Source organism: Arthrobacter nitrophenolicus, assembly GCF_045833485.1.
GTDB lineage: Bacteria > Actinomycetota > Actinomycetes > Actinomycetales > Micrococcaceae > Arthrobacter > Arthrobacter nitrophenolicus.
This window is the reverse complement of record NZ_CP174504.1, coordinates 520,198-539,767: the sequence shown is the minus strand read 5'-3', so window position 1 is coordinate 539,767 and position 19,570 is coordinate 520,198. Positions and strand designations below refer to the sequence as shown.

At 66.0% G+C, this 19,570-nt stretch carries 16 protein-coding genes; 11 read left to right on the top strand and 5 right to left on the bottom strand.

Features of this window, described 5'->3' with window-relative positions; genetic code table 11:
* Nucleotides 1–53: 53 nt before the first annotated feature.
* Together ACJJV6_RS02545 and gabT are read left to right on the top strand one after the other, a co-directional pair.
* Nucleotides 54–1,484: an aminobutyraldehyde dehydrogenase gene (locus ACJJV6_RS02545; protein WP_407709870.1), complete on the top strand. Its 1,431-nt coding sequence runs from the start codon at nt 54–56 to the stop codon at nt 1,482–1,484.
* Between the two features lie 76 nt (nt 1,485–1,560).
* Nucleotides 1,561–2,931: a 4-aminobutyrate--2-oxoglutarate transaminase gene (gene gabT, locus ACJJV6_RS02540; RefSeq protein ID WP_009357183.1), complete on the top strand. Its 1,371-nt coding sequence runs from the start codon at nt 1,561–1,563 to the stop codon at nt 2,929–2,931.
* Between the two features lie 83 nt (nt 2,932–3,014).
* Here the strand turns inward: gabT and rarD are convergent, their stop codons facing one another.
* Nucleotides 3,015–4,064 carry an EamA family transporter RarD gene (rarD, locus tag ACJJV6_RS02535; protein WP_035752187.1) on the bottom strand — a complete coding sequence of 350 codons (1,050 nt, stop codon included), beginning with the start codon at nt 4,062–4,064 and terminating at the stop codon, nt 3,015–3,017.
* A gap of 104 nt (nt 4,065–4,168) precedes the next feature.
* On the opposite strand from rarD, the gene ACJJV6_RS02530 reads away from it, so the two are divergent.
* The 3 genes from ACJJV6_RS02530 to ACJJV6_RS02520 all read left to right on the top strand — a co-directional run bounded on the left by ACJJV6_RS02530 (nt 4,169) and on the right by ACJJV6_RS02520 (nt 8,109).
* Complete coding sequence (locus ACJJV6_RS02530) at nt 4,169–5,167, top strand: DNA topoisomerase IB (RefSeq protein WP_133345645.1); 999 nt, start codon at nt 4,169–4,171, stop codon at nt 5,165–5,167.
* 81 nt (nt 5,168–5,248) lie between these two features.
* Nucleotides 5,249–6,679 carry an FAD-dependent oxidoreductase gene (locus ACJJV6_RS02525; protein ID WP_009357181.1) on the top strand — a complete coding sequence of 477 codons (1,431 nt, stop codon included), beginning with the start codon at nt 5,249–5,251 and terminating at the stop codon, nt 6,677–6,679.
* A gap of 92 nt (nt 6,680–6,771) precedes the next feature.
* Nucleotides 6,772–8,109 (top strand): GAF domain-containing protein, encoded by a 1,338-nt coding sequence (locus tag ACJJV6_RS02520; RefSeq protein ID WP_009357180.1) that lies wholly within the window; start codon nt 6,772–6,774, stop codon nt 8,107–8,109.
* Nucleotides 8,110–8,172: 63 nt separating this feature from the next.
* Here the strand turns inward: ACJJV6_RS02520 and ACJJV6_RS02515 are convergent, their stop codons facing one another.
* Together ACJJV6_RS02515 and ACJJV6_RS02510 are read right to left on the bottom strand one after the other, a co-directional pair.
* On the bottom strand, nt 8,173–9,501 hold the full coding sequence (locus ACJJV6_RS02515; RefSeq protein WP_407709869.1) for an Nramp family divalent metal transporter: 1,329 nt from the start codon (nt 9,499–9,501) through the stop codon (nt 8,173–8,175).
* A gap of 98 nt (nt 9,502–9,599) precedes the next feature.
* Nucleotides 9,600–10,535 (bottom strand): dihydrodipicolinate synthase family protein, encoded by a 936-nt coding sequence (locus ACJJV6_RS02510; protein WP_009357179.1) that lies wholly within the window; start codon nt 10,533–10,535, stop codon nt 9,600–9,602.
* A 166-nt stretch (nt 10,536–10,701) separates the two neighbouring features.
* Between ACJJV6_RS02510 and ACJJV6_RS02505 the strand changes: the two genes are divergently transcribed.
* The 6 genes from ACJJV6_RS02505 (at nt 10,702) to ACJJV6_RS02480 (ending at nt 17,276) form a co-directional block, all read left to right on the top strand.
* Entirely contained in the window at nt 10,702–11,718 is a 1,017-nt protein-coding gene (locus ACJJV6_RS02505; RefSeq protein ID WP_407709868.1) for a LacI family DNA-binding transcriptional regulator, read from the top strand.
* Between the two features lie 135 nt (nt 11,719–11,853).
* Nucleotides 11,854–13,377, top strand: coding sequence for an aldehyde dehydrogenase family protein (locus ACJJV6_RS02500; protein WP_407709867.1), 1,524 nt, complete (start codon nt 11,854–11,856; stop codon nt 13,375–13,377).
* Between the two features lie 39 nt (nt 13,378–13,416).
* Nucleotides 13,417–14,439, top strand: a complete 1,023-nt coding sequence (adhP, locus tag ACJJV6_RS02495; RefSeq protein WP_407709866.1) for an alcohol dehydrogenase AdhP — start codon at nt 13,417–13,419, stop codon at nt 14,437–14,439.
* Nucleotides 14,439–14,846, top strand: a complete 408-nt coding sequence (locus ACJJV6_RS02490; protein WP_407709865.1) for a DUF779 domain-containing protein — start codon at nt 14,439–14,441, stop codon at nt 14,844–14,846. Before adhP ends, ACJJV6_RS02490 begins: the two co-directional genes overlap by 1 nt.
* A 174-nt stretch (nt 14,847–15,020) precedes the next feature.
* Complete coding sequence (locus tag ACJJV6_RS02485; protein WP_407709864.1) at nt 15,021–16,586, top strand: amino acid permease; 1,566 nt, start codon at nt 15,021–15,023, stop codon at nt 16,584–16,586.
* An 87-nt stretch (nt 16,587–16,673) separates the two neighbouring features.
* Entirely contained in the window at nt 16,674–17,276 is a 603-nt protein-coding gene (locus ACJJV6_RS02480) for a TetR/AcrR family transcriptional regulator (protein ID WP_407709863.1), read from the top strand.
* 48 nt (nt 17,277–17,324) lie between these two features.
* On the opposite strand, the gene ACJJV6_RS02475 is transcribed toward ACJJV6_RS02480, so the two are convergent.
* Complete coding sequence (locus ACJJV6_RS02475) at nt 17,325–17,960, bottom strand: DUF2461 domain-containing protein (protein WP_407709862.1); 636 nt, start codon at nt 17,958–17,960, stop codon at nt 17,325–17,327.
* A gap of 125 nt (nt 17,961–18,085) precedes the next feature.
* Nucleotides 18,086–19,567 (bottom strand): catalase, encoded by a 1,482-nt coding sequence (locus ACJJV6_RS02470; protein WP_407709861.1) that lies wholly within the window; start codon nt 19,565–19,567, stop codon nt 18,086–18,088.
* Nucleotides 19,568–19,570 lie beyond the last annotated feature (3 nt).

Here is a 19,570-nt window from a genome sequence, read left to right as displayed (position 1 = left end):
GTTCCATCCATCCGCCTGCCGCTGATGGCCGCTCAGAGAAGAGGTTGCACACCGTGGTCCAAACCTTGCAGAACTTCATCAACGGGGAGTTCGTCACGCCCGCCGGCACCGGCCGGCTGGACATCATCAACCCCACCAACGGGGAAGTGGTGGCGCAATCACCCATCTCGGTGCAGGCCGACGTGGATGCCGCCATGGCCGCGGCACAGAACGCCTTCAAGACCTGGAAGCACGTCACCCCGGGCCAGCGCCAGCTCATGCTGCTCAAGCTCGCCGACGCCGTGGAGGCCAACAGCGATGAACTGGTTCAAGCCCAGCACCGCAACACCGGCCAGGTGCGCTCCCTGATCGCCTCCGAGGAAGTGGCGGCCGGCGCCGACCAGCTTCGCTTCTTCGCCGGGGCTGCCCGCATCCTTGAGGGCAAGTCCGCCGGCGAGTACTTCGAGGGCCACACCTCCTACGTCCGCCGCGAGCCCATCGGCGTGGTGGCGCAGGTGGCACCGTGGAACTACCCGTTCCTGATGGCCATCTGGAAGATCGGGCCCGCGCTCGCCGCCGGCAACACCGTTGTCCTCAAGCCGTCGGACACCACCCCGGAGTCCACCCTTGTCCTGGCCCGCCTCGCCAAGGACATCTTCCCCGCCGGCGTCCTGAACGTCATCCTGGGCACTGGTGAAACCGGCGCCATGATGGTGGAGCACAAGGTCCCCGGCCTGGTCTCCATCACCGGTTCCGTCCGGGCCGGCATCGCTGTGGCATCCGGTGCCGCAAAGGGCCTCAAGCGCGCCCACCTGGAACTGGGCGGCAAGGCTCCCGCAATCGTCTTCAAGGACGCCGACATCAAGAAGAGCGCCGCGGCAATCGCCGAGTTCGCCTTCTTCAATGCCGGCCAGGACTGCACCGCCATCACCCGCGTGCTGGTGGAGGACTCGGTGCACGACGACGTCGTGGCCGCCATGGTGGAGCACACCCGGACCCTGCACACCGGTTCGCAGAACGACGAGGACAACTACTTCGGCCCGCTGAACAACGTCAACCACTTCAACGCCGTGACGTCCGTGGTGGAAAACCTTCCGGCCAACTGCCGGATCGAAACCGGCGGCCACCGGGCGGGGGAGAAGGGCTACTTCTTCGAGCCCACCATCATCACCGGCGCGAAGCAGACCGACGACGTGGTCCAGAAGGAGACCTTCGGCCCCGTCATCACCGTGCAGAAGTTCAGCACCGAGGAAGAAGCCGTTGAACTGGCCAACGACGTGGAATACGCCCTGGCCTCCAGCGTCTGGACCAGCAACCACGGCACCGCCATGCGCCTCAGCCGCGACCTGGACTTCGGCGCCGTCTGGATCAACACGCACATCCTCCTCACCGCCGAAATGCCCCACGGCGGCTTCAAACAGTCCGGCTACGGCAAGGACCTCTCCATGTACGGCGTGGAGGACTACACCCGCATCAAGCACGTCATGAGTGCTCTCGACGCCTAGCCACATTCCCGTTGGTTGAGCTTGTCGCAGCCCCGGGGTTTCGACAAGCTCAACCACCAGTAAAGAAAGAACTCCAATGACCGCAACAGCATCAGAAATCACCTACCGGCTGGAGCAGAAGCGCCGCGTCCAGGCTGACTTCCCCGGACCCAAGTCCGCAGCCCTGACCGAACGCCGCAAGTCCGTCGTCGCAGCGGGCGTCGCCTCCAGCGTGCCCGTCTACGTGGCGGACGCGGACGGCGGCATCATCCACGACGTGGACGGCAACTCCTTCATTGACCTCGGCTCGGGCATCGCGGTCACCAGCGTGGGCGCGTCCGATCCCGCCGTCGTCGGTGCCGTCAAGGAAGCCGTGGAGCACTTCACCCACACCTGCTTCATGGTGACCCCCTACGAGGGCTACGTGGCCGTCGCCGAGCAGCTGAACCGGCTTACCCCGGGCGACCACGAAAAGCGCACCGTGCTCTTCAACTCCGGTGCCGAAGCCGTGGAGAACGCCATCAAGGTGGCACGCCTCGCCACCGGGCGCGACGCCGTCGTGGCCTTCGACCACGCCTACCACGGCCGCACCAACCTCACCATGGCGCTGACCGCCAAGGCCATGCCGTACAAGACCAACTTCGGCCCGTTCGCGCCCGAGGTCTACCGCATGCCCATGAGCTACCCGTACCGCGAGGAAAACCCCGCCATCACGGGGGCCGAGGCAGCCAAGCGCGCCATCACCATGATCGAGAAGCAGATCGGCGGGGACCAGGTTGCCGCGATCATTATCGAGCCCATCCAGGGTGAAGGCGGCTTCATCGTCCCGGCCGAAGGCTTCCTGCCGGCGCTGGCCGCCTGGGCCAAGGAAAAGGGCATCGTCTTCATCGCTGACGAGGTCCAGTCCGGATTCTGCCGCACCGGCGAATGGTTCGCCGTCAACCACGAGGGCATCGTCCCGGATATCATGACCATGGCCAAGGGCATCGCCGGCGGCATGCCGCTGTCAGCCATCACCGGCCGCGCCGACCTGCTCGACGCCGTCCACCCCGGCGGCCTGGGCGGCACCTATGGCGGCAATCCGGTGGCCTGTGCCGCAGCGCTGGCATCCATCGGTTCCATGGAGGAATACGACCTGGCCGGCCGCGCCCGCCACATCGAAGCCCTCGCCACCGGCCGCCTCCGCGAGCTGCAGGCTGAACTCGCCGACGCCGGAACAGCCGTGATCGGCGACGTCCGCGGCCGCGGCGCCATGCTGGCCATCGAACTGGTCCAGGCCGGCTCGAAGGAACCGAACCCGGAGCTGACCAAGGCTGTTGCCGCCGCCTGCCTGAAGGAAGGCGTCATCATCCTCACCTGCGGCACCTACGGCAACGTCATCCGGCTGCTCCCGCCGCTGGTCATCACCGACGAGCTCCTGAACGACGGCCTGGACGTCCTGGCCGCCGCCATCAAGGCGAACGCTTAACCGGAACGACTCCTCCGGCAACGCCGGGAAGGCGGGCCCAGTTCTTGCGAACCGGGCCCGCCTTCCTCGGTTTAACGGTGGGCCTACGCGGCGGTGCGGAGGGCTGCCTTGCGGGCCGCGGAATTCCTGCGGGCGTTGCGCAGCATGTCCACCGTCAGCACCAGGAGGGCAAGCCACACCACACCGAAACCGATCCAGCGTTCCACGGTCATGGCCTCGCGGAACACGAGCAGTGCCACCAAGAACTGCAGCACGGGGGCGAAATACTGCAGCAGGCCGATGGTGGTCATCGGCAGCCGGCGGGCGGAAGCGCCGAAGAAGAGCAGCGGAACGGCGGTGATCACGCCGGAGGCCAGCAGCAGCCAGAAATGGCCGGGGCCCTCGGTTGTGAGGGTGGCGGCCCCGGCCACGCCGAGGTAAACCATCGTGGCCGCCGCGAAAGGAGCCAGCACCATGGTTTCCACGCTGAGGCTGGTGACAGCGTCCACCCTGGAGCCCACACGGTTCTTCACGAAGCCGTAGAGGCCGAAGCTGGAGGCCAGCGTCAGCGCAATCCACGGCAGCTTGCCGTAGGAGTAGGTGAGCACGCCCACCGCCACGAAACCGATGCCGACGGCGGCCCATTGCAGCGGGCGCAGCCTCTCTTTGAGGACCAGCACGCCGAGGAGGACCGAGACGAGCGGGTTGATGAAGTACCCCAGCGAGGTTTCCACGGCCTGGTTGGTGGTCACCCCGTAGGTGTAGGTCAGCCAGTTCACGGCGATCAGGAGGGCCGCGACGGCGAGGCTGCCGAACACCGTACGGTTCCGGAAGGCCGCCACCAGGGCCGGCCACGCCCGCGTCACCGTGATCAGCAGGGCACAGAACAGCAGGGACCACACCACCCGGTTGGCAACGATTTCGACGGCGCCGGCCGGCTGGAGCACGAAGAAGTACAGGGGGAGCAGCCCCCACAGACCATAGGCGCCGATGCCGAAGAGGATTCCCGCCGTCGTGTCCTTATCCACTGCCTTTGGTGCTCCCGGGCGGTCGCGCCCTCCCGGGCCCGCCGAAGACGGCCGGGCCGGGGCTGTGGCGGCGGGGGCCGGAAGGCTTGCGGACGGGACTCCATCGGGGATTGGCACGACACCCATAACATCAGCCTCCAGCAAGGTATTCCAAGCGCCCGGACCGGAAAAGCCAAAATAGTCAGTAGGCTTGCTTTCATGACTTGTGCCGAACTGCCGGAGGCCGCCCCATGAGGCTCCGGCGCAGCAACGCCTCGGGCCGCGGGTACCGGCGGATCCCGGCAGGAAAAGGCTTCAGCTACCGGGACCTGCACGGGTCCACCGTTCCGCCGGGCCCGGTCCGGGAACGGCTGGAGAGTATCGGCATACCCCCGGCCTGGACCGACGTCTGGATTGCCCCGTTCGAGAACGGGCACATCCAGGCCACCGGGGTGGACGCCGTGGGCAGGCGCCAGTACATCTACCATCCGGAGTGGCGTGCGCGGAAAGACCGGCTGAAGTTTGACCGGTCCCTGCAGCTGGCGGAGTCCCTGCCGGCCGCACGCCGCCGGGTGACTATGGACCTGCGCAGTGAAGGATTCACTCCTGACCGCGTCCTCGCCGGGGCGTTCCGGATGCTGGACAGCGGCTCGTTGCGCGTGGGGTCCGAGCGGTACACGAACGAAAACGGCAGCCGCGGCCTGGCGACCCTTTTGTGCGCCCACGTCCAGGTGCGGAAGGACAAGATCCTGCTCCGGTTCCCCGCTAAGAGCGGCAAGGACTGGGAATCGGAAATCCGGGACCCCGACCTCGCCGTCCTGCTGCGGCTGCTCAAGCGCAGGGGACCCAATGCCCGGCTCCTGGCCTACAAGAACGGCCGGACCTGGCATCCGGTGACGAGCGCGGAGATCAACGCGTACGTGAAGGAGCGGACGGGATCGGACTTCACGGCCAAGGACTTCCGGACCCTGCGCGGTACGGTGGCGGCAGCCGTGAGCCTGGCCCGCACCGGCCCCCAACGAACCGTGGCCAAACGGAAGCGGGCCGTCAGCCGCGCCATGATGGACGCCGCCGAGGTGCTGGGGAACACGCCGTCGATTGCCCGGAAGAGCTATGTGGACCCGCGTGTGGTGGACCACTACAACGACGGCGAAACCATTGATCCCAAGCGGACGGACTCCGCGGAGGCGGAGCTACGGGCGCTGCTTTACCGCGAAGGCAACGTGGTCCCGCTGGCGAAGAGCGGCTGAGGCCTAGAATAGGGGACTGTGCGCTACTTCAACCGGCGCATCCCCATTGTGCAGTGACGGACCAGTTCAGAAGGGCTCCAGGTGTCCAACTCCAGCGAATCAGCTTCCACCCGTCCACTCCGCGTCGCCATTGTGGGCGCAGGGCCGGCAGGAGTCTACGCTGCGGACATCCTCACCAAGTCCAGCGGGGTCAAGGACGGCGACTTCGAGGTGAGCATCGACCTTTTCGAGGCCTACCCCGCACCCTACGGCCTGATCCGGTACGGCGTCGCCCCGGACCATCCCCGGATCAAAGGCATCGTCAACGCCCTGCACAAGGTCCTGGACCGCGGCGACATCCGCTTCCTGGGCAACGTCACGTACGGCCGGGACCTCACCCTGCACGATTTCAGGGCCTTCTATGACGCCGTAATCTTCTCCACCGGCGCGGTCAAGGACGCGGACCTGAACATCCCGGGGATTGAACTGCAGGGCTCCTTCGGCGGCGCGGACTTCGTCTCCTGGTACGACGGGCACCCGGACGTTCCCCGCGAATGGCCGCTGGACGCCCGGGAGATCGCCGTGATCGGCAACGGGAACGTGGCCCTGGACGTGGCCCGCATGCTGGTCAAGCATCCGGAGGAACTGCTCAGCACCGAAATCCCGGACAACGTCTACCGGGGGCTGAAGTCCTCTCCGGTCACCGACGTGCACGTGTTCGGCCGCCGCGGCCCCGCCCAGGTCAAGTTCACCCCGCTGGAACTGCGCGAGCTCAGCCACATGAACGACGTGGACATTGTGCTCTACCCGGAGGATTTCGAATTCGACGACGCCTCCGACGACGCCATCCGCAGCAACAACCAGATCAAGACCATGGTGAACACCCTCACCAACTGGCTGGTGGAAGAGCACGCCGAGTCCGAGAACCCGTCCTCCCGGCGTCTGCACCTGCACTTCCTGCACAGCCCGGTGGAGGTGCTCGACGACGGCACCGGCAAGGTGGGCGGCATCAAGTTCGAGCGGATGCAGCTTGACGGCACGGGCAATGCCAAGGGCACCGGCGAGTACATCGAATACCCGGTCCAGGCCGTCTACCGGGCCATCGGCTACCACGGTTCGGCCCTGGACGAGCTGGAGTACGACGCCAAACGCGGCGTCATCCCCAACGAAGGCGGCCGCGTCCTGGACGGGGACGGCAACCCGGTTCCGGGCATCTACGCCACCGGCTGGATCAAACGCGGGCCGGTGGGCCTTATCGGCCACACCAAGGGCGACGCCCTGGAGACCATCGGTTTCCTCCTGGAGGACCGGCTCAGTCTTCCGCCGGCCGAAAACCCGGACCCGCAGGCCATCATCGATCTGCTCGAAGAGCGCGGCATCGAGTACACCACGTGGGAGGGCTGGAACAAGCTTGATGCCCACGAGGCCGGACTGGGTGCCGCATGGACCGGGCCGGAGGGCCTCGACCATGTGGTCCGCGAACGGATCAAGGTGGTCCCGCGCGAGGAGATGATCCGCATCTCCCGCGCCTAACTCCTGACCCGGGGAGGGGCCGCGGGGTTAGAATTGCGACCACCCCTTGGCCGGCACCGTGACGCCGCGCCTGCAGGCAGTACAGGAGTTCGATGAAGAACCTGATTCAGCCCGGCCCGCTGCAGCTCAGCGCTTTGGCCGCCCATGAACAGCTCGACGGCGGCGCCCTCCAGGATCCGGCCGGCCTGCGCAGCCTGATCCGTGAGTCCTGGCAGCGGTCCGCTGGCTTCAAGGCTAACCCGGACAATCCTGCGGCCCCGCTGGCGATGGACCGCGAGGAGCTGGAGGACTACCGGAACCAGCACCCGCTGGCGGCCATCATGCCGGTGATCAACAAACTCCTCGTCCAGCCCAGCCATGACAGCGGCCTGCTGGTGGCGGTGGGTGACGAGGTGGGCCGGCTGCTCTGGGTGGAGGGCGACCCTGTCCTGCAGCGCCGCGCCGAGGGGATGATGTTCGTGGCCGGCGCCGACTGGTCTGAGGCCACTGTGGGCACCAGCGCACCGGGCACCGCGCTTGCGCTGGGCCGGGGGATCCAGATCGCCGGGGCCGAGCACTACCAGCGGGCGGTCCACCCGTGGAGCTGCACCGCCGTCCCGTTCCACGATCCGGATTCCGGCGCCGTGCTGGGCGTCGTGGACATCACCGGGACCGACACGGCCGTGGCACCGCATACCCTGTCCCTCGTGGAGGCCACGGTTGCCGCCGCCCAGGCGCAGTTGCGCGTCGAGCGGCTGCAGCTTGCCGCGGATCTTGCGAGCAGGCCGGCACGACGGCGCACCGCAGCTTCCGCGTCCCGCACACCGCGGACGGGAGGCAAGGAAGGCAGCCTGTACAGGAACAGCCTGCAGCTGCTGGGCCGCGACCAGGCGCTGCTCAGCCTCGAGGGCAGGACGGTGGTGCTGTCCGCCCGGCACAGTGAGATTCTTGCGTTGCTCAGCACCCACCCGGACGGGCTCTCTGCGGAGGAACTGAGCGTCCTGCTGTATCCGGGTGACGGCTCCACCATTACGCTCCGCGCCGAGATGGTCCGCCTGCGCAAGGTCCTGCAGCAGCTCCATCCGGATGCCGTCCCCGGTTCCCGGCCCTACCGCCTTCCCCTGGATCTGGTGCCGGACAGCGGCCAGGTGTTGAGCTGCCTCCAGCGCGGCGCCCACCGCATCGCGCTGGAGATCTACCGCGGCGCCGTCCTTCCGCGGTCGGAGGCGCCCGGCATCATCGAGCTCCGGAACCGGGTCTCGTCGCTGCTGCGGGAAGCGGTCCTTACCGACGGCAGCGCCGAGTCCCTCCTGAAGTACGCGGACCTTCCCGAGGCGAGGGACGACGTCGGCGTCCGCCGTGCCGCGCTCCGCCTCCTTCCCGCCCGCTCACCCAAGCGGGCCGCCGTCGTCGCGGACCTGGAGAGGCTGGAAGCCGAACTCCGCGCCTGAGCAGGGAAGAGCAGTGCCCCCGCCTTCCAGGCGGGGGCACTGCTCGTCTTATGCTGTTGAGCCTCAGCCGATAAGGGTGGTGATGAGTCGGATGGAGGAGGCGATGATGGCGATGAGGCCGATGGCTCCGAAGAGGTTCTGCCACCACTTGTTGCGAAGGTCTCCCATGACCGCGGTCTTGTTGGCCATGACGACGATCAGGACGCCGAGCAGGGGTGCGATGAGGACTGTCAGCGACTGGGCGATGACGATCAGTCCCACGGGAGAGGACTGGAACGACAACGTGATGATCAGTCCGAAAGCCAGGATGATGCCGGTGACGATGCGCGCGGCGGGCGATCCGGCTTTGGCGCCGCGGCCCATGGCGTCCGAAAGCATCGTTCCGCCGGCGGTTGCGTTGGCGATCATGGATGAGAAGGCTGCGCCGGAAAGGCCCAGGGCGAAGAGCATGGCTCCGACGGGACCGGCCAGCGGCGTGAAGATGGAGGCGAGGGCGTTGATGGTTCCGGCCTCGGCACCGGTTTTTCCGAGCACGGCGGCGGCCACCATGATGACCAGGGCGGTCATGATGCCGGGTGCAACGATGCCGGGGATGGTGTCCACGAGGGTGATGTCGCGGTAGTCGGCGCGGGTGCGTCGGTGTTCCTTGATGCCGTAGGAGGTGTAGAACGCGGCGTTGATGGAGAAGTTGGTGCCCACGAGCGCGACAATCAGGATTTCGCTGCCGGCGGGCAGTTGCGGAGCCATGCCTTCCATGGCCCGGTACCAGTCGGGCTGGGCGACGACGGTGCTGGCGATGAAGGCGATGCCCATGAGGACGACGATGGCGAGGAGTGCTTTTTCGACGATGCCGTAGACGTTTCGGAAGGCCAGGACGAAGCCGACGGCTGCGGTGCAGACGATAGTCCACAGGACTGGGGAGCCGCCGAAGATCAGTGACAGGCCAAGGCCGGACCCGACGGCGTTGCCGACGGAGAACATGAGGGTGATCCCGAAGACGCCGAAGCCGGCGAGGACGCCCACCCATTTGCCGAGGTGTTCCTTGATGGACGTGATCAGGGAGGTGGGGGTTGTGATGCCGAGCCGGACGCTCATGTCGGTGAAGAAGATCATCAGGACCGTTGAGACCGCGATGACCCAGACCAGGCTGTAGTCGAAGCGGCTGCCGGCCTGTACGGCGGTGGTGAGGTTACCCGGTCCGAACTGCCAGGCGCCCACTACGAAGGCAGGGCCCATGAGGGCCAGGTACTGCAGGAAGGTGCGGTGCGTTCTGGTTGTTTCGGGGGCCTGGTTTCCTTGCGGGGCTGCCATCTGTTCTTCCCTGGTTGCGGGATGGGTGATGGTCTTATTCTGCTGCTCGCGCATCGGCGAGTCCTCCTTATACAGCGACATTGCTGGGGGTCGTCCTTGACCGGGATGGAGAGTGGAAAGCTGGGGCACGGGTGGCGGGCCAATGGTCCGCCACCCGTGAGGACCCGTAAAGGGTGTGGTCAGGCGCTGACGGTGACCTTGCCAAGGTTTGCGGCGGCAAATGCTTCCGCAATTTCGATATCGGCGCCCTCAGGCAGGGGCAGGAGCGGGGTGCGCACTGTGGCGTGGTCCAGGATGCCGCGGTTCACGAGGCCCCACTTCAAGGCGACGGTGCCTTCCATGTGGGACCCGCGGTGGTAAACGTTCTTGGTCACCGGGAGCAGCCGCTCATGAATGGCGTGGGCACGCTTGTAGTCCTGTGCCTTGCCGGCCTCGATCAGTTCGACGAGGAGTTCGGGGGCGATGTTGCCGTAGCCGACGAGCAGACCGTCCACATCGAACATTGTCGGCAGCAGGTACTCGTCGTGGCAGGACAGGATTTGCAGTTCGGGGTGTGCGGCGCGCAGGGCGGGGATCTCGGTGTACCACCGGCGCATGTTCCGGACGCCGTTCTTTGTGGCAAAGACGCCCTCCTGGCCGGCGATCTCCAGTTGTGTGTCGAGGTTGTAGCTCGCCTTGGTGTTGTCGGGGTACTGGAACAGGATCAGCGGCAGGCCGGACTCTTCATAGATCTCTTTGTAGCGCGACTGGGGCGCTCCGTCCTGGTACCCGAAGCGCAGCCAGCCGTGCGAGGGGTAGACGAGACCGGCGGACGCGCCGGCTTCGACGGCCTTCTTCGCCTCGAGGGCCGCGGTCTTGTTGCCCTCCTTCGTGATGCCCGCGACGACCGGCACTCGGCCGTCAGTCGACGCCACGAACGCCCGGATAACGTCCAGCTGCTCCTCTTCGGTAAGGAACGTGCCTTCACCGGCGTGGCCCAGGACGACGAGGCTCTTCACGCCGTCAATCGATCCGAGCCACGAACCCAGGCGCTGAATCGCAGCAAAGTCGACAGCGCCATCTTCGGTGAACGGGGTGACAGGTGCGGGGCTGAGTCCGCGGAGATCGAGTGTCATTACAGCTACCTCTTGTCTTCGTTGATGGTCGGTAGTCCCACTAGGATGGGAACGTTTGCGGGAACGTTTTCAATATTGCATCGTGTCGCACGTCACTGTCAAGGGAACGTTTGCAAAAAGGAGGAATAGAGTGTTTCTTACGCCCCCGCTGAAGAGGAGAACTGCCATGGAACGGGCCGCCCCCGGTGCGATCGTCACGCTGAAGGATGTCGCCGCCGCCAGTGGTGTCAGCATCTCTACGGCCAGTCGGGCGTTGGATGAACGGTCGGCGTCCCGGTCCGCTGCAGCAGCACACGTCCGGAAGGTCGCCGAGGAACTCGGCTACCGGAGGAACTCATTTGCCTCCAGCCTCCGGCGCGGTGAAACGCGGACCCTGGGTGTGCTCGTTCCCCGTCTGAGCGACACAGTCATGGCGCTCATGTTCGAGGAACTGGAGCGCGCAGCCTCCTCCCGGGGCTATTTCGCGATGGTGGCCACCAGCGGCGACGACCCCGGCGACGAACGGCGGGCAGCCGAGACGCTGCTCGACCGCAACGTGGACGGACTGATTCTCGCCACCGCCCGGTTGGATGACGAGCTTCCACGCCTCCTTCGGGAGCGCAACGTTATCCATGCGCTGGTCCTCCGCACCGACGGCGTCAGCCCCTCCGCGCTCGGAGATGACGAGGTTGGCGGCTACCTCGCGGTCCGCCACCTCATCGACCTCGGGCACCGGGACATCGCCGTCGTCACGGGCCCGTCCTTTACCTCCACCGGCACCGCCCGCCTCGCAGGTGCACGGAAAGCCCTGGGTGAAGCAGGAATCACCCCTCGGGATGGATGGCTCATCGCTGCCGGTTACGGTATCGAGGACGGGTTTTCTGCAGGGGAATCCCTCCTGGGCCCGGATTCCCGGCCCTCGGCCGTGTTCGCCGCAAACGACAACATCGCCATGGGAATCATGGCCGCCGCCCATCGCAGGAATGTGCGGATCGGGGAGGATCTGGCTCTCGTGGGTTACAACGACACCCCGCTGGCTTCCCGGCTTCCCACCCCCCTGACATCCGTCCACGTCCACCTGGACCAGATTGCACGAACGGCTATCGACCTGATCATCGACCCCGGGCAGGAGCCCCGGGTCAGGAAGTCGATGCCCACACTCATTCCGCGGGAATCAAGCGGTCCGCCCAGGGCGCGCGCCTGACGGCTGCACTGCTTCACCGCCGGGTGAGCTGCATCACGCCCGTTGCAACCTGACTGCAACCTGCACACTCCTACGCTGGCACCAACGGCAAGCGCCCGAACCGGGCCGCCTTCTGACAGCAAAGGAGCTAGCACAATGACCGTTTACGCACAGCCCGGAACCGAGGGATCGAAGGTCACCTTCAAGGACCGCTACGAGAACTGGATTGGCGGCGAGTGGGTTGCCCCTGTCAAGGGCCAGTACTTCGAGAACATCACCCCGGTGACGGGAAAGGCCTTCTGTGAAGTGGCCCGCGGCACCTCCGAGGACATCGACCTCGCCCTCGATGCGGCCCACAAGGCGGCCCCGTCCTGGGGCAGGACCTCCGTCGCGGAGCGCGCCGCGATCCTGAACAAGATCGCGGACCGGATCGACGAGAACCTGGAGATGCTCGCCGTCGCCGAAACGTGGGACAACGGCAAACCCGTCCGCGAGACCCTCAACGCCGACCTTCCGCTCGCCGCCGACCACTTCCGCTACTTCGCGTCCGCCGTCCGCGCCCAGGAGGGCACTCTTTCCCAGCTCGACGACGACACCACCGCCTACCACTTCCACGAGCCGCTCGGCGTCGTGGGCCAGATCATTCCCTGGAACTTCCCCATCCTGATGGCCGTCTGGAAGCTGGCCCCGGCACTCGCGGCCGGCAACGCCGTCGTGCTCAAGCCCGCCGAGCAGACGCCGTCGTCCATCCTGGTGCTGATGGAACTCATCGGCGACCTGCTGCCTGCCGGCGTGGTGAACGTGGTCAACGGCTTCGGCGTCGAGGCCGGCAAGCCGCTGGCCTCCAGCCCCCGCATCCGCAAGATCGCCTTCACCGGTGAAACCACCACGGGCCGGCTGATCAGCCAGTACGCGAGCCAGAACCTGATCCCCGTCACGCTCGAACTCGGCGGCAAGAGCCCCAACATCTTCTTCAATGACGTCGCACAGGACAACGACGCCTTCTACGACAAGGCCCAGGAAGGCTTCGCACTGTTTGCCTTCAACCAGGGCGAGGTGTGCACCTGCCCGTCCCGTGCCCTGGTCCAGGAGGACATCTACGACTCCTTCATGGCCGACGCCGTGGCCCGGGTGGAGAAGATGGTGCAGGGCAACCCGCTGGACACGGACACGCAGGTGGGTGCCCAGGCCTCCAATGACCAGCTGGAGAAGATCCTCTCCTACATCGACATCGGAAAGCAGGAGGGCGCCAAAGTGCTCACCGGCGGCGGGCGTGCCGAACTGCCCGGTGACCTGGCCGGCGGCTACTACGTCCAGCCCACCGTGTTCGAGGGCCACAACCGGATGCGGATCTTCCAGGAGGAAATCTTCGGGCCCGTTGTCTCGGTGACGAAATTCAGCGACTACAACGACGCCATGGGCATCGCCAACGACACCCTCTACGGACTCGGCGCCGGCGTCTGGTCCCGCAACGGCAACATCGCCTACCGGGCGGGCCGCGAAATCCAGGCCGGCCGCGTCTGGGTCAACAACTACCACGCCTACCCGGCGGGAGCCGCGTTCGGCGGCTACAAGTCCTCGGGCATCGGACGCGAAAACCACGCCATGATGCTGGACCACTACCAGCAGACCAAGAACCTGCTGGTCAGCTACAACGAGAACAAGCTCGGCTTCTTCTAGACACCCCACTTCCGCTACAACGACGCAAGGATTTCGCCAATGACGACGACAATGCAAGCAGCAGTAGTAAACGAATTCGGCAAGGACCTCCGTGTCCAGGACATCGCTGTACCCACCCCCGGCCCGGGAGAAGCCCTGGTCAAGGTGCTCACCACCGGCGTCTGCCACACGGACCTCCACGCGGCCGAGGGGGACTGGCCGGTCAAGCCCGAGCCGCCCTTCGTTCCCGGCCACGAGGGCGTGGGCGAAGTCGTGGCCCTCGGCGAGGGAGTCACCGACCTCGCCGTGGGCGACCTGGTGGGCAACGCCTGGCTGTGGTCCGCCTGCGGCGACTGCCAGTACTGCCGCACCGGCTGGGAAACCCTGTGCGAGGCGCAGAAGAACGGCGGCTACAGCGTGGACGGCTCCTTCGGCGAATACATGCTGGTGGACTCGCGCTTTGCCGCCCGCATACCGGCAGATTCCGACCCCGTCGAGGTGGCGCCGGTACTCTGCGCCGGCGTCACGGTCTACAAGGGCCTGAAAATGACCGAAGCCAGGCCGGGCCAGTGGGTGACCATCTCGGGCATCGGCGGCCTGGGCCACATTGCGGTCCAGTACGCCGTGGCGATGGGACTGCGGGTGGCCGCCGTCGATATCGCCGACGACAAGCTGGCCCTCGCCAAGGCCCATGGTGCTGAACTGGCCATTAACGCCCTGCACGAGGATCCGGTTGAAGTGATCCAGCGCGAAACCGGAGGTTGCCATGGAGTCCTGGTCACTGCGGTGCACCCGTCGGCGTTCGGCCAGGCCATCGGCATGGCCCGCCGCGGCGGAACCATCGTGTTCAACGGCCTGCCGCCGGGAGACTTTCCGGCACCGATCTTCGAGATTGTGCTCAAGGGCCTCACCGTGCGCGGCTCCATAGTGGGCACGCGGCAGGACCTGGAGGAGGCCCTGGACTTCTACGCCCAGGGCAAGATCCATCCCACGGTTTCGGTCCGGGAGCTTTCCGAGGTCAACGCGGTGTTTGACGAGATGAAGCATGCCAAGATCGACGGCCGCGTGGTCCTGAGGTTCTGATGGCACCGGACCGGCTCCATGCCGCCGTGACGCTGCCCGGGGAGGACTTCTCCCGGGTGGCGCTCACGCCGGAGGCCGCGGATTTGCTCCGCTCGCTGTGGCTCCGGCACGGGCCGCTCATGTTCCACCAGTCCGGCGGATGCTGCGACGGATCCTCGCCCATGTGCTATCCCGCAGGCGACTTCCTGACCGGCGACTCCGACGTCCTGCTGGGCCTGTTCGACCTGTCCGCCGGGCTGGAGCCGCAACCGCTGGAGTTCTGGATGTCCCGGGAACAGTTCAACTACTGGAGCCACACCCACCTGACCGTGGACGTGGTCAGCGGCCGGGGGAGCGGCTTCTCGGTGGAGGCGCCCGAGGGCAAGCGCTTTCTGATCCGGTCCACGCTGATGGACTGGCCTGCCTGAACAGTTCGGTCCGCAAGCACTTGAAGCTCTTCATCCGAAGGGCCCCAAGTGCTTTCCCGGAATAAAGTTCGGTAAAACCGGCGTCTCACCATTCGGAACAATTGGGACCGTCCAGTGGATGGACACTATCGTGGATAAGTCTGTTTCCATCCGAAATCAGGATTGTGATCCCCTATGAACCTTCTCCGGACCAAATCCATCGAGCAGTCGATCGCCGACGCCGATGAGCCCGGACGCAAGCTCAAGCGCTCCCTCAGCACCTGGGACCTCATGATCATGGGCGTCGCCGTTGCTGTCGGCGCCGGTATCTTCTCGGTGGGCGCCAAGGCCGCAGCCAACTTCTCCGGCCCCGCCGTCACCGTGTCCTTCGCCGTCGCCGCCATCACCTGCGCGCTGGCGATCATGTGCTACGCCGAATTCGCCACCGCCATCCCCGTGGCGGGTTCCGCCTACGTCTTCACCTACGCCACCATGGGCGAACTCCTTGCCTGGATCATCGGCTGGAACCTGATCCTGGAGCTCTTCACCGCCGCTGCCGTGATCGCCAAATACTGGGGCATTTACCTCAGCAAGGTGTTCGCCCTCATGGGCGCCGACATCCCGCCGGCCGTCTCGCTGGGCGGTGTGGACCTGTACTGGGGCGCGTTCCTCATTGTCGCCGTCTTCACGGTGCTGCTGGTGCTGGGCACCAAGCTGTCCGCCCGGGTGGGAAACATCTTCACGCTCATTAAGATCGGCGTCGTCCTGTTCGTGATCGTGGTGGGCTTCACCTACGTGAAGTTCGAAAACTACGCCCCGTTCATCCCCGCGGCCGAGCCCACGGGCGGCACCGGTGCCGCGGACGTCCTGAAGCAGTCGTTCTTCGGCTTCCTCACAGGCGCGGCCCCGGCCCAGTACGGCACCCTGGGAATCTTCGCCGGCGCGGCCCTGGTGTTCTTTGCCTTCATCGGTTTTGACGTGGTGGCCACCTCGGCCGAGGAAGTAAAGAACCCGCAGAAGACCCTTCCGCGCGGAATCTTCGGCGGACTGGCCCTGGTGACCCTGCTCTACATCCTGGTGTCGCTGGCACTGACCGGCATGGTGTCCTATACCCAGCTGGCCGAGGCGGAGAACCCCACCCTTACCACCGCGTTCGAAGCCGTGGGCGACACCTCCGCCGCGAAGATCATCGCATTCGGTTCCCTGGTGGGCCTGACCACCGTGATCATGGTGCTGCTGATGGGCCTGTCCCGCGTGGTCCTGGCCATGAGCCGCGACGGACTCCTTCCCCGGGCCCTGTCCAAGACCAGCGAGAAGCGTGCGACGCCGGTCCGGCTCCAGGTCATCTGCGGCGCCGCGGTTGCCCTGGTGGCCGGGCTTACCAATGTGGACCTGCTCGAGGAAATGATCAACATCGGCACGCTTTCAGCCTTCGTTGTGGTCAGCCTGGGCATCCTGGTGCTGCGCAAGAAGCGGCCGGACCTGAAGCCCGCCTTCCGCGTCCCGTTCGGGAAGGTCCTGCCGGTCGTTTCCGCGGTGCTCTGCCTCTACCTGATGACCAACCTGGCTGTGGAGACCTGGATCTTCTTCGCCATCTGGCTGGCCATCGGCCTCGCGATCTACTTTGCCTACGGCCAGCGCCACTCGCGCCTCAACGAACGCTTCGGCACGGCCAGCAGCGCAGTCAACGGCGCCGCAGCTGCCGACAGTGATACGGGCCAGCGCGATTCCGATAGCGAAGACGAGTACTCGCGGGCCTGACAGCCCTGCTGATGCCCGCCCGGGCCTGACCCGGGCGGGCATTTCCATGCCCGGCACCGGAACGGCGCCGGCTCGTAGGATGGATTTATGGCACGCCCGACACGAACCGAACGAAAAGCCGAGCTGCTGGGCGCCATCCTCGACTACCTGATGGACAAGACCCTGGCGGAGCTGACCTTCCGCAGCCTCGCGGAAGGGCTGGGCATGAGTGCCTACGTGCTGGTCTACCACTTTGGAAACCGGGAGCAGCTGATCAATGACATCGTGGTGTCCATCGAGTCACGCCTGGACCGGATGCGGAACACCGATGTCCGCGACATTGACCGGGCAGCCTGGCGGGAATTCCTGCTCGAGTCCTGGCAGTGGACAATGGCCCAGCGGAACCGCCACCTGACCCGGCTCGAATTTGAGGCCACTGCCCAGGACATCGTGGCGGCAGAACCCCGCGGCACCTCGCAGGAACACTTCCGGATGCTTCACCACAAGACCCGCGACTGGCTGGTGGTGCAGGGCATCCCGGAGGAATACGCGGACACCGACGCCCGGCTCTTCACGTCAACTTTCTACGGGCTGCAGTTCGACTTTGTGGTCATGAATGAGCCTGAGGCGGCCACCAAGGCGTTCGAACTGATGCTCTCGGTCTTCTTCAACAACCTCGAAACCCGCCTGGCCGCAGCGCAGGAAGCCTGACCAGGCCTGCCCGGGCCCGTCCGGCATAATCCGGAACGCGACCGGCTGCTAGGGCGCGGCGTGGCGGCCCACCCAGTCAACCAGGGGGCGCAGCTGGTCCCACAGCCCGGAGATTTCGCCGACGGCGGCAGGGGTACCCAGCCAGGCAGGCTGGCCGAGGTCCACGCTCGCCGCGAGTGACTTGTGCTTGAGGAGTTCGGCCCGCGGATGGCTGCGGTCATAGCCCCGGGGCACCGTCTTGAGTCTCTCCCCTTCCACCGCAAAGCCCGCAGCGGCGACGCCGTCCACTATGTGCCGCAGCGACTCTCCGGTGCCCGAGGCGTCCACCGCGTTCCGGTACCTCGCCAGCTGGGCGGGAGAGTGGGAGTGGTAGCCGCCGCCCACCAGCAGGCCCTCCGCGCTGACCTGGAGGTAGTAGCCCACACCTTCCTGCACGGAGGCGAATGCGCCCTGGGCGGTTTTGTAAGGGGACTTGTCCAATGAAAACCGGATGTCCCGGTTGGGACGGAACAGGCGGCCCTGCCCGAAGCGGGGCTCGAGCTCAGCCAGGAGCGAGGCGAGCGGGTCCCGGACCAGCGACTGGTAGCTGTCCTTGTGCTCCTGCCACCACTCCCGGTTGTTGTTCTCCTGCAGTTCGGCGTAGAAGCCGAAAGCGGCGGCTGGTATGCCCTGGAAAGTTGTCATAGAGCGATCCTAGGGAGCGTCCAGGGTGGCGGCCAGAGACCCCTTCGGCTATGTGGACAGCGCAAAAAACCACCCCGTCGCGGACATCCGCGACGGGGTGGTTTCAATGCTCAGCGAGCGGGGAATCAGCCGATCTTGTTGGCTGCCTCAGCGTCGGAGAGGGGTGCTGCGCCGAGGTTGGCGCGCAGCTTGGCGCCGAGTTCGGCGTCAACGTTGGTCCAGTACTGGATGGCACGTTCCTTGATGTCGGAGCGCTTGACGCCGCCCACGGCACCGGTGATGGTCTCGAGGAAGCGGGCCTTTGCGGCTTCGTCGTAGACCTCGCGGTACAGGGTGCCGGCCTGGACGAAGTCGCTGTCCTCGGCGTGCAGGGAGTGCGCGGCGAGGGTCAGTTCGCCGTCGTTCTCCCAGCCGCCTGCCGGGTTCTGCGGCTCAACGGCGGCCGGGCCACCGAACGTGTTCGGGGCGTAGACCGGAACGGATGGGGCGTTGAACAGGTAGCGACCGGCGCCGTCCTGGCTGTAGTTGTTGACCTGGCTCTTGGGCTGGTTCACCGGGATCTGGGCGTGGTTGGTGCCCACGCGGTAGCGGTGTGCGTCCGCGTAGGAGAAGATGCGGGCCTGCAGCATCTTGTCCGGCGAAGCGGCGATGCCCGGCACGAAGTTCGACGGCGCGAAGGTGGCCTGCTCGATCTGCGCGAAGTAGTTCTCCGGGTTCCGGTTCAGCTCCATGGTGCCCACCTTGATCAGCGGGTAGTCGGCGTGCGGCCAGACCTTGGTCAGGTCGAACGGGTTGAAGCGGTAGGTCTTGGCGTCCTCGTAGGGCATGACCTGGACGTGCAGGTCCCAGGACGGCAGGTTGCCGGCTTCGATGTTCTCGTGCAGGTCGCGGATGTAGAAGTCGGCGTCGGAGCCGGCCAGTGCTTCGGCCTGCTCGGACGTCATGTTCTTCACGCCCTGGTTGGAGTGGAAGTGGTACTTGACCCAGAACCGCTCGCCTTCAGCGTTGATCCACTGGTAGGTGTGCGAGCCGTAGCCCTGCATTTCGCGCCATGAGGCGGGCAGGCCGCGGTCACCCATCAGCCAAGTGACCTGGTGGGCGGACTCGGGGGACAGGGTCCAGAAGTCCCACTGCATGTCGGCGTCGCGCAGGTGGGTGCCGGGCAGGCGCTTCTGGGAGTGGATGAAGTCCGGGAACTTGATGCCGTCGCGGATGAAGAACACCGGGGTGTTGTTGCCCACGAGGTCGTAGTTGCCCTCGGAGGTGTAGAACTTCACGGCGAAACCGCGGGGGTCGCGCCAGGTGTCCGGGGAGCCGTTCTCGCCGGCAACGGAGGAGAAGCGGATCAGCATCTCGGTCTCGACGCCCGGCTGCAGGAACGCGGCCTTGGTGTACTTCGAGACATCCTCGGTGGTCTTGAACGTGCCGAATGCACCGCCGCCCTTGGCGTGCACCACACGCTCCGGAACCCGCTCGCGGTTGAACTGGGCGAGCTTTTCCACCAGGTAGTGGTCAGTCAGGATGATGGCACCATCGGCACCAACTGACTTGGAGTGCGCGTCGGATGTGACGGGGGCACCAGACTGGGTTGTCGAAACGACAGTCATTAT